General features: G+C 59.6%; 12 protein-coding genes. 3 read left to right on the top strand and 9 right to left on the bottom strand.

Annotation, left to right across the window (positions count from 1 at the left end):
• Window positions 1-53 precede the first annotated feature (53 nt).
• From K0H48_RS00565 to K0H48_RS00550, 4 genes are all read right to left on the bottom strand, one after another.
• Window positions 54-422, bottom strand: a complete 369-nt coding sequence (locus tag K0H48_RS00565) for a protease inhibitor Inh/omp19 family protein (protein WP_219265733.1) — start codon at window positions 420-422, stop codon at window positions 54-56.
• 49 nt (window positions 423-471) lie between these two features.
• Window positions 472-1,905 carry a serralysin family metalloprotease gene (locus tag K0H48_RS00560; protein ID WP_219265731.1) on the bottom strand — a complete coding sequence of 478 codons (1,434 nt, stop codon included), beginning with the start codon at window positions 1,903-1,905 and terminating at the stop codon, window positions 472-474.
• Window positions 1,906-2,273: 368 nt separating this feature from the next.
• Window positions 2,274-3,377 carry a P1 family peptidase gene (locus K0H48_RS00555; RefSeq protein ID WP_219265730.1) on the bottom strand — a complete coding sequence of 368 codons (1,104 nt, stop codon included), beginning with the start codon at window positions 3,375-3,377 and terminating at the stop codon, window positions 2,274-2,276.
• A 9-nt stretch (window positions 3,378-3,386) separates the two neighbouring features.
• Complete coding sequence (locus K0H48_RS00550; protein ID WP_138817615.1) at window positions 3,387-4,751, bottom strand: APC family permease; 1,365 nt, start codon at window positions 4,749-4,751, stop codon at window positions 3,387-3,389.
• 200 nt (window positions 4,752-4,951) lie between these two features.
• Here K0H48_RS00550 and K0H48_RS00545 point away from each other — a divergent pair, with 200 nt between their 5' ends.
• Window positions 4,952-5,737, top strand: a complete 786-nt coding sequence (locus tag K0H48_RS00545) for a helix-turn-helix transcriptional regulator (RefSeq protein WP_219265728.1) — start codon at window positions 4,952-4,954, stop codon at window positions 5,735-5,737.
• A gap of 76 nt (window positions 5,738-5,813) precedes the next feature.
• Here K0H48_RS00545 and K0H48_RS00540 read toward each other — a convergent pair whose 3' ends face one another.
• From K0H48_RS00540 to K0H48_RS00525, 4 genes are read right to left on the bottom strand one after another with little or no spacing between them, the layout of a single operon-like run.
• Window positions 5,814-6,893, bottom strand: coding sequence for a polyamine ABC transporter substrate-binding protein (locus K0H48_RS00540; RefSeq protein WP_219265726.1), 1,080 nt, complete (start codon window positions 6,891-6,893; stop codon window positions 5,814-5,816).
• A 60-nt stretch (window positions 6,894-6,953) separates the two neighbouring features.
• Complete coding sequence (locus K0H48_RS00535) at window positions 6,954-7,295, bottom strand: cupin domain-containing protein (RefSeq protein ID WP_219265717.1); 342 nt, start codon at window positions 7,293-7,295, stop codon at window positions 6,954-6,956.
• A gap of 26 nt (window positions 7,296-7,321) precedes the next feature.
• Entirely contained in the window at window positions 7,322-8,728 is a 1,407-nt protein-coding gene (locus tag K0H48_RS00530; RefSeq protein WP_219265715.1) for an FAD-binding oxidoreductase, read from the bottom strand.
• 49 nt (window positions 8,729-8,777) lie between these two features.
• Complete coding sequence (locus K0H48_RS00525; RefSeq protein ID WP_219265714.1) at window positions 8,778-9,584, bottom strand: AraC family transcriptional regulator; 807 nt, start codon at window positions 9,582-9,584, stop codon at window positions 8,778-8,780.
• A gap of 255 nt (window positions 9,585-9,839) precedes the next feature.
• Between K0H48_RS00525 and K0H48_RS00520 the strand changes: the two genes are divergently transcribed.
• Window positions 9,840-10,112: a DUF1652 domain-containing protein gene (locus K0H48_RS00520; RefSeq protein ID WP_219265708.1), complete on the top strand. Its 273-nt coding sequence runs from the start codon at window positions 9,840-9,842 to the stop codon at window positions 10,110-10,112.
• Between the two features lie 139 nt (window positions 10,113-10,251).
• Here K0H48_RS00520 and K0H48_RS00515 read toward each other — a convergent pair whose 3' ends face one another.
• A complete protein-coding gene (locus K0H48_RS00515; protein WP_219265705.1) occupies window positions 10,252-12,699 on the bottom strand; it encodes a UvrD-helicase domain-containing protein in 2,448 nt (815 codons plus the stop codon).
• Between the two features lie 220 nt (window positions 12,700-12,919).
• Between K0H48_RS00515 and K0H48_RS00510 the strand changes: the two genes are divergently transcribed.
• The gene (locus K0H48_RS00510) at window positions 12,920-13,615 is read left to right on the top strand and encodes a pirin family protein (RefSeq protein ID WP_219265703.1); all 696 of its coding nucleotides are present in this window, start codon (window positions 12,920-12,922) and stop codon (window positions 13,613-13,615) included.
• Window positions 13,616-13,643: the final 28 nt, after the last annotated feature.

Raw genomic sequence — 13,643 nt, 5'->3', positions numbered from 1 at the left:
TGAAGTGGGACGGCCAACTATTAATCTCTAGTTATATGCTTATAACTTTTTAATTAAGGTGTTCGTTGCAGCACAACTTCCGCTATTGAAGGTGTGTGCCCTTTGTATTCACCGTCTTTCTCGCGGTTCAAATGAACAATCCCGGTGCCCTCGGCGTTAAACAGCCAGATACCGTCCGGGGTCGGCGACCAGCTCAGCGGTTTATCACCCAGCCAACGTTCGGCACAGTCGACATCACCGGCCACGGCGTTGGGCTGATCCAACAGGTCGAGTGCACACACCTGGTCCTGTTGCTGCAATTGCCAATGGCCGGCCAATTGCGCGGTGGTGGGTAAAACCTGACTGCTCGCCATGACGTGGGCTCCTGCCGAAACGAATAACACCTGTGAAGCACAGGCGATCAAATGGGAAAAACGCGGCATCTGCTGCTCCATCCTGAGCGCGCGGCGCCGGAGCACCGCGCGCTTTACATCAGGCTACGATGTCGCTGGCGACGGCCTGGCCGACGGTGGTGACGAGGAAATCCGCCACGCCGTGCCCGGAGAAGTCCACCGCCAAGGTGCCCAGGTTGGTACCCGAGGCATAGCTCAGTACAGCATCGCCGGCATGCCCGGTGAATGCATTGACGAAGCTCAAGCCTGCACCTTTGGTGATGCCGGACAGGTCGATCTTGTCCGAACCGGAGGTAAAGTCAAAGATCTTGTCCGCCGCACCCGGCTTGGAGTCGGAACTGGCACCGTACACAAAGGTGTCGTTGCCCGCGCCGCCCCACAGTTGATCCGCACCGCCACCGCCGTAGATGATGTCGTTGCCGGCACCGCCCTTGATGAGGTTGGCGACGTTGTTGCCGATGATCAGGTCGTTGCCCGAACCACCGAACGCGTTCTCGACAGTGACGCCCTTGGCGATGGACACGTTGCCCACCAGGCCACCAACGTCGGAGAACGAGGCCTCATTGAGGTTGATCTTCTGGTTTTGGGTGAAACCGGAGAAGTCCAGGGTGTCGTTGCCGCCACCGTCCCATACCGAGAACACCAGCTTGTCGGCATTGGATGTGGCGCTGAGGAAATCACGCCCGGTGTTGGAGTTGAAACCGTAGGTCGTATCACCGGCGCGGGTGGCGTAGTTGGCGCCGTAGAGCTTCTGGATCGCGGCGATGTCGTCGATCAGCGGGCCGGACGCATAGGCTTCGACCCCGCCTTTACTGAAGTTCTGGTTGGTGTTGCTCTCGCTCCAGTAACTCATGACGCTGTAGCCACGCGTGTCCTGTCCATAGTCCGCGTCTTTGTACGTAGGATTGCCGGTCCCGGCGTTGTAGTCGCCAGGGTGAGCCAGGCCCAGGGTGTGGCCGATTTCGTGGGTCAGGGTCTGCCGGCCATAGTTGTTCAGGTCCGGCGTTTTGTTCGGCGTGTAGCTGTTGTTGGTCAGGTACCACGAGGTGCCGTCGTAGCCTGCGCCGGTGCCCGGCAGGTAGGCGAACGCTGCCGCGCCGGCCTGGCCACCGCTGTAGTTGCCGAAGGTCATGTGTGTGTCACCGCCCGAGGCGCTTTCGGTAAAGCTCACGTTGGCGACATCCGACCAGGATTGCATGGCCAGTACGGCCTGTGCTTTCTGCTGGGCGTTGAACTGGCTGAACCCGGAGATACCATGTTTGTTCATGGTGGCCGAGGAAGCCGAGGTGAGGAAGGTATAAGTCAGATCGATCTTGCCGTTGTGGTTCACATCCTTGTACGAGGCGCCATCACGCAGCAGGTGGTCTGCTGCCTGGTCCACGGAAAAGGACGGCTTGCCATTGACCGTCAGGTTGCCGCCACGGTCATACAGATGGCTGAAGCTATCGATTTGCGAGTAAGCAGTGCTGGCTTGCGCGGCAGATACAATAGCTTTGTCTTTTACTTTTGACATAAACGTACTTCCTTGTTTGCAAGTGCATCAGTCTTTGTTCGACAGGAACCTCGCGGGCGAGGATCGTCCTGTCACTCGCCTCTTTTGAAGGCGTATCGAAACTGACACAACTTGAAATCTTTCGTCTACAAATATTTAAGCAACGAAAATGTGACGTAGATTCAACTTGAGGAAGTCGCACACAGCATTTATTGGGGACAATTGCGCCTGCGCGGCAAATCGCCACCGAGCGTTATTTAAATATTAAATAGCGGTAAAGCCGCTCTAGCTGAGCGGCCTTCTTGAATAATGGATCCAATATATTGACACGGTGTCATAGTTCAATATTAAAGAGCCACTACCCGCACTATTAAAGTGCGTGCCCCCAATTACCGGGACAGGCTCCAACCACACTTGTTTAATGCGCCGATTAATACTTCGTCGGCAAGTCCCGGCACCAAAACGCCGTCTTCAGTCGTCATGTCCTCGCCCGCCAGGATCGCGTTGATGATCGCCTCCTCCACCGCCTCTGCGGCGGCACTGAACAAGGGCGAAATATGGTCGTTGTTGACCATGCGCAACACGCTGCTGAGTGCCAGGTCCTTGCGCCCGTAATCAGCCGGCGGCAGCCCGTGATTGCCGGTGGCGAAGGCCAGGAACAGGTCGCCACTGGAATCCTCGGTGCCGCCGCCGGTGCGCGCGATACCGATTGAGGCGCGTTGCGCCAGGCGCTGGCATTGATGGGGCAGCAACGGCGCGTCTGTGGCGATGATCACCACGATCGAACCCATGCCCGGCGTGCCGCGCTCGGCGAACGGCGATGGAATGTCCATCAACTGGCGCCCGACCGGGTAGCCATCCACGCGCAACTCCTGGCGCTTGCCATGGTTGGCCTGCACCAGCACGCCCACGGTCCAGCCGCCCTGCTCCTCAGACACACGCCGGGATGCGGTACCGATGCCGCCCTTGAATTCATGGCAGATCATGCCGGTGCCGCCGCCGACTGCGCCCTCTTGCACCGGCCCGCCCTCGGCCGCGTCCAGCGCCTGGCGTACATGTTCAGGCTTGACGTGCTGGCCCCAGATATCGTTGAGCAAGCCATCGTAGGTTTCCATCACCACCGGCATGCACCAGTACACCGCCGGGTCCGCCAGGCGCTCGCGCTCCAGGGCGATCAGGCTGTCACGCACAATCCCGATGCTGTGGGTGTTGGTGATGGCGATGGGCGTGGTCAGCAGCCCCGCCTCGCTGATCCACTCAAGGCCGGTGGCATCGCCATTGCCGTTGAGCACGTGGTAGCCGGCGAAACACGGGTGCTGTCGCGCCTCCCCGGCGCGCGGCTGGATCACACTGACGCCGGTGCGCACCTGCTTGCCGTCGATGCTGGTCTTGAGCGTGGTGTGACCCACACGGATGCCCGGAACATCGGTGATGGCATTCAATTCGCCGGGCGTGCCCAGCCCCAACGTAATGCCCAATTGACGTGCACGCATACCCACTCCTTACAGTTTCTGAAACGCCGGACTCGTCCGGCCACTGATGCAATACAAAATCACCGACAAGGCCAGCAAGCCGATGATGATCATGATGTCGCGTACCGACGCCGCCGCTATCAGGGTCACCAGCAGGTAACCGGCGCCCAGCACGGCCAGCACTGCCGGCAGTGGCCATAGCGGCATGCGATACGGATGCTCGCGATCACGCAGCAGCACCCGGCTCATCAGCGCGCTCAACGCCACCACCAGGTACACCAGGATGATCAGCAATACACTGAAGGACGTCAGGTCCGCCAGGTTCGAGCTGAAACTCAACAGCGCCGAAGGCACCGCCAAAAATAGCGTGGCCAACCACGGTGAATCCCAGCGTGGGTGAATGCGCGTGAACAGCGCGTTGATACGCGGCGTCCACAGGGCATCACGGCCGCTGCTGAACACCACGCGGCCAATCTGGATGACGATGGCGACAATCGCGTTGAACACCGACAGGAAGATCCCGGCGCTGACCAGGCGTGACAGGGTTTCATTGCCGTGGCTGCTCAGCAGATAGCCGATCGGGTCGGGGCTGCTGATCATCTCGCTCAGCGACGGCGCGCCGATCAACAGCGCCGTGATCGGCACCAACTCGATCACCACCACCAGCCCCAGCGACCACAGCACCGCCTTGTGCACGCCTTTGCCACCGCACTTCATGTCTTCGGCCAGCAACACCGCAGGACCATAACCATTGAACGAGAACAGGCCGATGCCCACGGCGCCAATCACCAGTGCCCAGGGCGCCAGGTGCAGCACTCCGTTTTCGACGATCTGCGGCTGGAACAGCACGCTGGCGGGTTGTACCGGGTTGCCAAAGCCGATAAACACGATCACCAGCAACGCCGCCACTTCCAACAGCAAGCAGGTGCCGGTAATCCAGGCATTGAGCTTGATATTGAGGATGCCCAAGGCGTAGCTGCACACCACGATGACCAGGGCGACGGTTTGCGAGTCGAATTTTGTGCCCAGGGCATTATTCAGGTACGTCGCGGCGCCGGTGGCCAAGACCGGCGGGATAAACAACAGCATCACCAGCACCGTCAGAAACGTCGCATAACCGGCCATGCCGCCAAACACCCGCTTGGCGTACACGTATTCACCACCGGCGCTGTTATGGGCGCGACCGAGTTCGGCGTAACAGAAGGCGAACATTAGAGCGAGCAAGGCGGCCATCACAAACGCCAGGAACACACCACTGCCCGCCTGCTGGATGGCAAACGGTGCAATCACGAATACGGAGCTGGCCGGCGTGACCGCCGAAACCGTAATGGCCACCACATCGAAAACACTCAGCGTGGGCTTGAGCACGCCGTCTGGCGCGGGGGAAGCACTCATATCGTTATCCTCTATCGTTGTTTTTGGTAGGAGGCAGAAACGAAAAAAGTCGGGCGGTTGCGAGATATGTTTCTCGCTGGATGACGGCAAAGTAAACGCTGTGTTTATGCAGGCCAATGCCCCTATTGGCGTACTCCCCTTGACGATACCCGGCAAAAGCCGAACCCTTGGCCGATCTATTGAGGGCTGGAGCCGTGTTTATGAGCCTGTTCAGAGAGGTCGGCATGCATGCTGGCCTGGGCCGCACCGTCGCACACCTGGGCACCGAGCGCTTCTGGAAACAGTTGGTGCTGTTGCTGCACCAATGCCTGCCGTTCGATAACGCCCTGGCGATTTTTTACCCCGTCGATGGCCCGCCCCTGGCCCTGGAAGAATACGACGCCCAGCCCAGCAGCAAACCGGCCTCGATGCTGGTGTACCTTAATGGCCTGTACCTGATCGACCCGTTTTACCAGGCTTACCGCGAAGGGTATGCCAGCGGCGTGTATCGCCTGGAGGAAGTGGCGCCGGACCATTTTCGCCAGAGTGAGTACTTCCTCAACTACTTCCACGACAACGTGCTCGAAGACGAGGTGCAATTCATTTTGCAATTGCCGGGTACAGGCACGTTGTCGTTATCGCTGGGCATGCAGCGGCGCTTCAACTTTGAAGAAACCGGGTTGATGACCACACTGGCGGCCTGGGTGCTGCCGTTGATGCAACAGCACTGGCAGCAAAGCACCCAGCGTGCGCCGGCGATGGACACGCAGATCCGCGACGCACTCAGCCATTTTGGCAGCGGTGTGCTGTCGGAGCGCGAGCTGGAAGTGGCGCGTCTGGTGTTGCGAGGGTTTTCGTCCAAGGCCATGGCCGAGCGCTTGAAGATCTCGCCGGATACCGTGAAGGTGCACCGGCGACATCTGTACGCGAAGCTGGATATTTCGTCACAGCCGGAGCTGTTTTCGTTGTTTATCCAGTCGTTGGGGCATGATCTGGAAAACCCCTGACCACGCGCACATGTATGGTCAGAGGAATTCCTGTGGTGAGCGGGCTTGCCACAGAAAGCAGGCCTGCAAGGCAGGCCTAGCGGCCGGTACGAATGGTGTTCCACACCCGCGTACGGATCCGGTCGATGTTCAGCGGCATGGCTTCAAGCGCAAACAACTTGCCCATCATTTCCGGGCTTGGGTACACCTTGGTGTCGGCCTTGATCGCCGGGTCTACCAGGCTGTCAGCCGCTGCGTTGCCGTTGGCGTAGTGCACGTAGTTGGTGATGCTGGCCATCACTTCCGGGCGCAGCAGGTAGTTCATGAACGCGTAACCGGCTTTTTCATCCGGGGCATCGGCGGGCATGGCGACCATGTCGAACCAGATGGCGGCGCCTTCCTTGGGAATGTTGTAGCCGATGTTCACGCCGTTCTTGGCTTCCTTGGCGCGGCTTTCGGCCTGCAGGATATCGCCGGAGAAGCCGACGGCCACACAAATGTCGCCATTGGCCAGGTCGGCGGTGTATTTCGAGGAATGGAAGTAGGCCACATACGGACGCACTTTCATCAACAGGTCTTCAGCCTTTTTGTAGTCCTCGGCCTTTTTGCTGTGGGGCGGCAGGCCCAGGTAATTAAGCGCCGCTGGCAGCAATTCCGGGCCGTTGTCGAGAATCGCCACGCCACATTTTTGCAGCTTGGCCATGTTCTCGGGTTTGAAGATCAGGTCCCAGGAGTCCACGGGCGCGTTATCGCCGAGCACCGCCTTGACCTTGTCGATGTTGTAGCCGATGCCGGTGCTGCCCCACAGGTAGGGGAAACCATGCTCATTGCCCGGATCGTTGTTTTGCAGGGCCTTGAGCAGCACCGGGTTGAGGTTTTTCCAGTTGGGCAGCTGGCTCTTGTCGAGTTTTTTAAGCGCGCCGCCCTGGATCTGCCGGGCCATGAAGTGGTTGGACGGAAACACCACGTCATAACCGGATTTGCCGGTCATCAACTTGCCGTCGAGGGTTTCGTTGCTGTCGTACACGTCGTAGGTGAAACCGATGCCGGTTTCTTTCTGGAAGTTCTTGGTGGTGTCCGGCGCGATGTAGTCCGACCAGTTGTAGATCTTCACCGTCTCGGCGGCCTGGCTGATAGCGGCCACCAACATCAAGGGCAACAGGGCAATGGCTTTCATGGTTCGATTTCCTGGCGGTTTTAGGGCTGTTTTTATGGCAGGCGATCAAGGATCAAAGCGTTACAGGATCAATACGTAGGTCTTGCGCACGGTCTCGTGGATATCCCAGATACCAGTGCTGTTGGCCGGCAACATCAGTGCATCGCCGGCTTGTATATGAACGACTTCACCGCTGTCGGGGGTGAAGGTGCAGCGGCCCTGGATGAAGTGGCAAAACTCCTGGGATTTGATCTGTCGGCGCCAGCGGCCTGGCGTGCATTGCCAAATGCCGGTTTCGACGCCGTCGTTGCGCTCAACGCTTAAGGTCGAGGCTACGGCGATGGGCTCGCCCAAGGGCACGGCCACCGGTGACGAGTCCGGCAGGTGGGCGTTCAGCGCGTCTTTAAAGTGAGTGATGCTCATGGGTCTTCCCGTGTGAGTGAAATGTCTCAGTGCATGAAACCTTCCATGAACCCGGCCACGCCGGTCGCCAATTTGCGCCGCCAAGGCGCGGTGTTGGGGTTGGCCAACACCTGGTCTTCATGGACAAAACTGCGAATGATCGCGTTGTAACCCAGCCAGCGGCAGGGCTCGGGCTCCCAGGCCTTGAGCGCCTCCAGGCCACGCTCGCGAATCACCCAGGGCTGGGTGGTCAGCGGCGTATCGAGCCCCAGAATCATGTCGGCCAACGTGCGGCCTCCGAGGTTGCTGGCGCCGACGCCCTCCCCGCCATAACCACCGGACAGCGCGATGCCGGTTTTGTGATCGCAGAGCATGTGCGGCCGGAAGTTGCGCGACATGCCGAGGTTGCCGCCCCAGGAGTGGGTAATCCTGGTGTTTTTGAGCTGCGGGAAGAGTTCGCTGAACAGGTAGCGACGCAGCTCCACCTCGTCGGTGGTCAGGTCAAAGTTGTGGCGCAGCTTGCCGGCAAACTGATAGCCGCCACGGGCGCCGAATATCAGGCGGTCATCCGCTGAACGCTGGCCGTAGGTGACCTGGCGGCTGCTTTCGCCAAAGGCCTGGCCTCGGCTCAAGCCAATCTCATCCCAGGTGCTGGCCGGCAACGGTTCGGTGGCGACAATCAGGCTTTGCACCGGTAACTGATAGCGTCCCAACGGCGGCAACGTGGTGGCGTAACCCTCAACCGCCGGCACTACCCACGCGGCGCGCACGCTGGCATTGGCCGTGCACACGCTGCCGGACTGCCAATGGGTGACGGGGCTGTTCTCATAGATCGTCACGCCCATGTTCTCCACCACCCGCGCCAGGCCGCGCACCAGTTTGGCGGGGTTGATGGTCGCGACATGGGGTGCGTAGATACCGCCATATGGTTTGGCGATGCGGATTTGCTCGGCCAGCTGTTGCGGGCTCAGCCAGCGGTAATCCTCTTCGGTGAGGCCCTGGGCGTGGAGCGTGTCCAGGTAACGGCGCAGGCTGCCTTCCTGCTCCGGATAGCGCGCCGCGCAGTACAGCACGCCGCCCTTGCGGTAGTCGCAGTCGATGCCTTCACGGGCCAGTACCTGGGCGACTTCGTCGGGGATGCCATGCAGCAGGTCAAACGAAGCGCGCCGTTGTTGCGGTGACAGGCCGGCGAGCAGGCGGTCTTCACCCAACAGGTTGCCCATCAACCAGCCGCCATTGCGGCCCGATGCACCGAAGCCTGCGGTCTGCGCTTCGATAATCGCGATGGTCAGTTCAGGAGCCTGGCGCTTGAGGTAGTAGGCGGTCCACAGCCCGGTGTAGCCGGCGCCGATGATCGCCACATTGACGTCCAGGTCGTGCGCAAGGGACGGCCGCGCTACCAGCGGGTCGTCCAACTGGTCCATCCATAAACTGATGTTGCGCCATGCCGGCATGCCAAGCTCTCCACCCTCATTTCGATAGGCTGGATCCTAGAGCGTGGTGTTATTGGCTGTCTTGCGCGCGTGCACGCAGAGAAATTTGTTTGACGTAAGCCTTGGGCGATTGGCCGGTGTGCTGGCGGAACGCGCTGTAGAACGCCGACAGCGAATTAAAACCGGCGGCAAACGCCAGGTCATCGACCTTTATCGGCGGCACGGCCTTATCCAGCGCGGCCAGCAGGTGCTGGAGCCGAGCCTGGTTGACGTAGCGGTAAAAGCTCTGCCCCAGCACCTGGTTAAGCAGGTAGGAAATCTGGTTGCGGCTGTAGCCACACTCCGTGGCCACCCGTTGCAGGTCAAGCTCCGGGTCGAGATAGGCTTGCTTGAGTTCGAAGTACTGCTGCAGATCCTTGGCCATATGCCCCAATTGCTGGGGCGACAGGCCCAGGCGGCTGACCGTCGGGCGCAAGGCCTGGGCTGGCTGCTCATGCACCAGAGAGGCGTATTCGTTGACGCGCCAGATCAACCCATCGCGCACGGTGATCGCCTCACTGGTGCGAAACGACACCAGGCCCTGCCCGCCGCGCAGGGTAATGCGGTACTGGATAAACGCGGTGTCGCCGTCGGCGCGAATGCGGTCAATGTGCTCGATCGCTTCGTCGGCGCCACGCGGCATGCTGGCTTGCAGGTACTCGCGCAGCTCGGCGTAGCCCACCACGCGGTTTTGGAAGAAGTCGTGGTATTGGATATCGGGGTGGTAGTAGGACATCACGCCATCCAGGTCACGATGGCGCCAGCACAGGTGATGGCGCAGCACCAGATCGCCGGTGGCTTGGGTTTGTTCGCACTCTTCGCTCAAGACGGGTTGCATGGAAGGCTCTGCGGCGGGAATGCCTGGGAGATTGCCGAATTTGCCGGCGGCATTCAATGGCCAACTGTAACTTCTGACTAATGGCCTTTTGCCTAGTTTTAGGTAAGACATGACCTACGTCATATAACCGCAAAAGAACTGCCGAACGGCCGCTAAAAAGTCACCGCGCGCTTACGAACGAATGCTATTTTGAACTTCTTGATGCCACGACCAGTGAAGGTCATGGCCCCTGCCGCGAGCTAAAGGAAGCGCTCAATGAACAAGGTGGGCAACATGAACAAAGTGACATTTCCCAACGCCTGCCAGCTGATGCGCTGGCATTTTCATCCAATGGGCTTCGAGGGCAGCATGGACGCCCCCGGCAGTATGGTCGCGCGCCTGTTCGACCGGGCGAGCGGCGAGACGCTGATCGCGATTGCCGGCATTCCTTGCTCCACGGTGATGAATGCGGCCGATGTGGAGCGCATCATCGAGGCGGTGGAGGATGAGCTGGAGTGTTTTGTGCCGCCGCTGTCTTTACGGGCCTAACACTCATTTATAAGGCAATGACTATCCAATGTGGGAGCGGGCTTGCCCGCGATAGCGGAGTGTCAGTTTGCAGAGGTGCTAGCTGATCTACTGCTATCGCGGGCAAGCCCGCTCCCACATTTAGAACTGTGTTTAGCGGCTAGCTACGCCGATCATCAAAAAACGCCTTTCGCCCATCGACCCGCTCCGAAGCCCTCGGCACATTCACACCCTGGCCTTCCGGTTTCTCCACATACCAGTAGCAATGGCTCACCGCCCGAGTAATGCCGACATAGGCCAGGCGCAGCACTTCGTCTTTCTGCGCGCTGTCGTAAGGCTCGCTGTCGCCGTCCTTGCCCAATCCGGCCATGCGGTAAATCTGATTTTTGTAAGGCGAGCTGGTGACGTGCTGGCAATCCCCGAGCAGGAATACCGCGTCAGCTTGCAGGCCCTTGGCACTGTGATAAGTCAGCTGTTTGAGTCGGCGATCCTGCGAAGTCAAGCTAGAATCAACATTAACTACAGACTGAATATGCTCTTGAATCAACAACTTATCGCTGCTTTTTCGATAAAGCATTAACACCGTTTCACCGCGTTGATAGTGCTCAATCAACTGCCGCCCCAGCGCGGCGTCGTCTCGTTCCAGCACCACTACGGGTTGCAAAGCCTTGGGTTCGCCACTGGCCTTGGCCTTCTTGCCGGGGATCGCGGGGGCCGTGCGTACCACATGCTCGGCAGCGTCGATGATGTGCTGGTGGCTGCGGTAGTTCTCGCTGAGCATCACGCGTGTGGTGCTGGGCGACGGGAACTCCTGGTTGAACGCCATGAAGTACTTGGGCGAACTACCGCGCCAGCCATAGATCGACTGCCAGTCATCACCCACGCACAGCAACGAAGAGCGTTGCGCGCCACGCCCCACATGCATCGCCGGGCCACGGCTGCGAATCTCGCGCAGGCTGGCACGGATCCACGAGACGATCTGCGGCGATACGTCCTGGAACTCGTCGATCATCAGGTGCGACATCGGCCGCAGCAATGGATCGCTGAGCAGCTTGAGGTTTTCCGGGGTGTTCTCACCGAACAGCGAGAACATGCGGTTATAGGTCATGATCGGCGGTGATTGATCGAGCAAATGATCTTCCAGCGCCTTCCAGAAAATGCTCAAGGCTTCAAAGTAGCCCCGGTCCGGGTCGTCCTTGGCGAAGCTCATTTGCCCTACAGCCGTGGGCACATCCAGCCCGAGGTTCTCGATAAACCCGGCAGCCATCACGAAACTGTCCAGCAACGGCGCCGAGGCCAGCTCGCCCTTGACCTTGTAATCAAAGCCCGGTCCGGCGCTGGCATCACCCGCCAGGCTGCTTAAAAGGCGCTTTGATGATTCATAGTTATCCAGCCATATCAGTGGCTTGCGACAGAAAGCTTGAAACAGGGTTCGCTTTACCGCCCACTCGGCGCGCACGGAAAGCTTTGAATTCGGCCGGCTGATCTGCGCGTTTTCCCGCGAGTCAAAACCCAATACCACCCAAGCGTCCAGTTCCGCGATGTAGCCGTGACAGTGAAATTGCGCACCATTGATTTCGAAGGTTTGGCGACTGGGCTCTATGCCCTTGATCGGCCAGGCGCCGGCGCGAAACCACAGATCCTCGATCACGTCGCAGAGTTCTTCATCGCGCTTGGCGGCCAGTTCGGTGACAGCGATGCGCTTTTGTACGTCGGGGTGGTCGCGCTCCAGTTCCCTGAGTTGCAGGCCATGGCGGGCCAACGGTGCTATCAGCTCGCGAAAGCGCGCATGGCGGCCGTGCAGGCGGTGATAACAGCTGTTCATCTGTTGGCGCTGGGCGTCGCTGATACGCAGGTCGAAGGGGTTGCTGTCGGCGTCCTCGACACCGCTGCTGAGGTTTTCAAACGCTTGCAGCCGTTCGAAGCCTGGCAAGCTACGTACCATCGGCAGGATGCGTGAGTGGAAGGTACGCACCACGGCCTGAGCTTCTTTGAAACCAAGGGGCTGGCCCCACAGACTGAGAATCTCCATGAGCTTGTTGATGAAGTCTTTGCGCGATTCGCGGGTGAAGGTCACCACGGTCATCGAACTCAGCTCAAAGCCCAGGTAGTGGGTCAGTAACAGAATGCGCAGCACCAGCGAGGTGGATTTGCCCGCGCCGGCACCGGCAATCACCGAGGTCGAGGGCGTGTCACTGAAGATCATCTTCCACTGCGCAGCACTGGGCTGAGCGTGGGCCGGCAGCAGGCGTGCTACGTCAGCCTTCATGCGCTTCTTCACATCGGCCGTGAGGGGCAGGCGCCAATCGTCGAACAGGCTGTCATCTACCCCCGGCGCACGGTGCTCATCGGGGCGGAAGTCGCGGATCAGCAACACTTGCCGACCTTCCTCGAGGCCGTCGGCCTTGCCTTCGCGGTAGCCATATTCCACACCCGCTTCGTGCCCGCTGCGAAAGCCGTCAGCCTGGCCGTGCAGCCAGGAAAACCGATGCTGGGCACGCAAACGTGTCAGGCCATGGCCAAACAAACGGGCGGCGAGCCGTTTCAGCAGGGGCATTTCTGCCAGGGGACGCAGTTCGGGGGGCAGATCAGGCGTTTGTTGCGGCACGCGGACTCCAGCGATGAGGATGGTTTTGGCGAAGCTGCCATGGTCGCCGGAATCGGCGCGCAGTTCCAGCCAATTGCTTTGTTGTCATGCAGTTAGACGCTGAAGTAAAAGTCAAAACGCCAGCAATCAATCGAATGAATAGATGAGAATCAGGCACTTTTTACGCTTTTTATCGATCATCTGCTGCTGGATGATAACCACCATCCACAGGAGACCCATCATGCTTGAACTTCGACCTTTCAACACCCTGGGCGGCGCCCATCATGGCTGGCTCGATGCCCATCATCACTTTTCCTTCGCCGAGTACCACGACCCCAAGCGCATGCACTGGGGCAATCTGCGGGTGTGGAACGACGACATCATTGCGCCCGGCACGGGCTTCCCGCAGCACCCGCATCGCGACATGGAAATCATCACGTATGTGCGTGAAGGCGCCATCAGCCATGCCGACAACCTCGGCAATAAAGGCCGCACCGAAGCAGGCGACGTGCAGGTTATGAGCGCCGGCACCGGGATTGCTCACAGTGAATACAACCTGGAAGCCACGCCGGCCAAGATTTTCCAGATCTGGATCATCCCCAATGAAGCCGGGCTGCCGCCTTCCTGGGGTGCCAAGCCTTTTCCCAAGGGCAATCGCGAGGGTTTTGTGACCCTGGCCAGCGGTAAGGCCGGTGACACTGAGAGCTTGCGCATTCGGGCGGACGCACGTCTGGTGGCGGCTAATTTGAAGGCTGGGGAAAGTGCCGAGTATCGGCTGGACAGCGGGCGCCGGGCGTATTTGGTGCCAGCAACCGGGGTGATAGAAGTCAATGGCTTGCGCGCACAAGCTCGAGACGGGGTAGCGGTTGAAGATGAACAGGTGTTGCGGGTAACGGCGGTTGAAGACAGCGAAATCGTCTTGGTAGATCTGGCTTAACACAAAGCAATGTGGGAGCGGGCTTGTG

Origin of the sequence: Pseudomonas sp. Xaverov 259, assembly GCF_019352915.1 — a bacterium.
Lineage (GTDB): Bacteria > Pseudomonadota > Gammaproteobacteria > Pseudomonadales > Pseudomonadaceae > Aquipseudomonas.
This window is presented reverse-complemented; position numbering and strand designations above follow the sequence as displayed.

Bases quoted from the DNA above. Each gene is read 5' to 3' on its own strand.
- K0H48_RS00525 (WP_219265714.1), bottom strand. From the start codon at position 9,584: ATGCAACCCGTCTTGAGCGAAGAGTGCGAACAAACCCAAGCCACCGGC.
- K0H48_RS00560 (WP_219265731.1), bottom strand. From the start codon at position 1,905: ATGTCAAAAGTAAAAGACAAAGCTATTGTATCTGCCGCGCAAGCCAGC.
- K0H48_RS00555 (WP_219265730.1), bottom strand. From the start codon at position 3,377: ATGCGTGCACGTCAATTGGGCATTACGTTGGGGCTGGGCACGCCCGGC.
- K0H48_RS00545 (WP_219265728.1), top strand. From the start codon at position 4,952: ATGAGCCTGTTCAGAGAGGTCGGCATGCATGCTGGCCTGGGCCGCACC.
- K0H48_RS00550 (WP_138817615.1), bottom strand. From the start codon at position 4,751: ATGAGTGCTTCCCCCGCGCCAGACGGCGTGCTCAAGCCCACGCTGAGT.
- K0H48_RS00530 (WP_219265715.1), bottom strand. From the start codon at position 8,728: ATGCCGGCATGGCGCAACATCAGTTTATGGATGGACCAGTTGGACGAC.
- K0H48_RS00540 (WP_219265726.1), bottom strand. From the start codon at position 6,893: ATGAAAGCCATTGCCCTGTTGCCCTTGATGTTGGTGGCCGCTATCAGC.
- K0H48_RS00535 (WP_219265717.1), bottom strand. From the start codon at position 7,295: ATGAGCATCACTCACTTTAAAGACGCGCTGAACGCCCACCTGCCGGAC.
- K0H48_RS00565 (WP_219265733.1), bottom strand. From the start codon at position 422: ATGCCGCGTTTTTCCCATTTGATCGCCTGTGCTTCACAGGTGTTATTC.
- K0H48_RS00510 (WP_219265703.1), top strand. From the start codon at position 12,920: ATGCTTGAACTTCGACCTTTCAACACCCTGGGCGGCGCCCATCATGGC.
- K0H48_RS00520 (WP_219265708.1), top strand. From the start codon at position 9,840: ATGAACAAGGTGGGCAACATGAACAAAGTGACATTTCCCAACGCCTGC.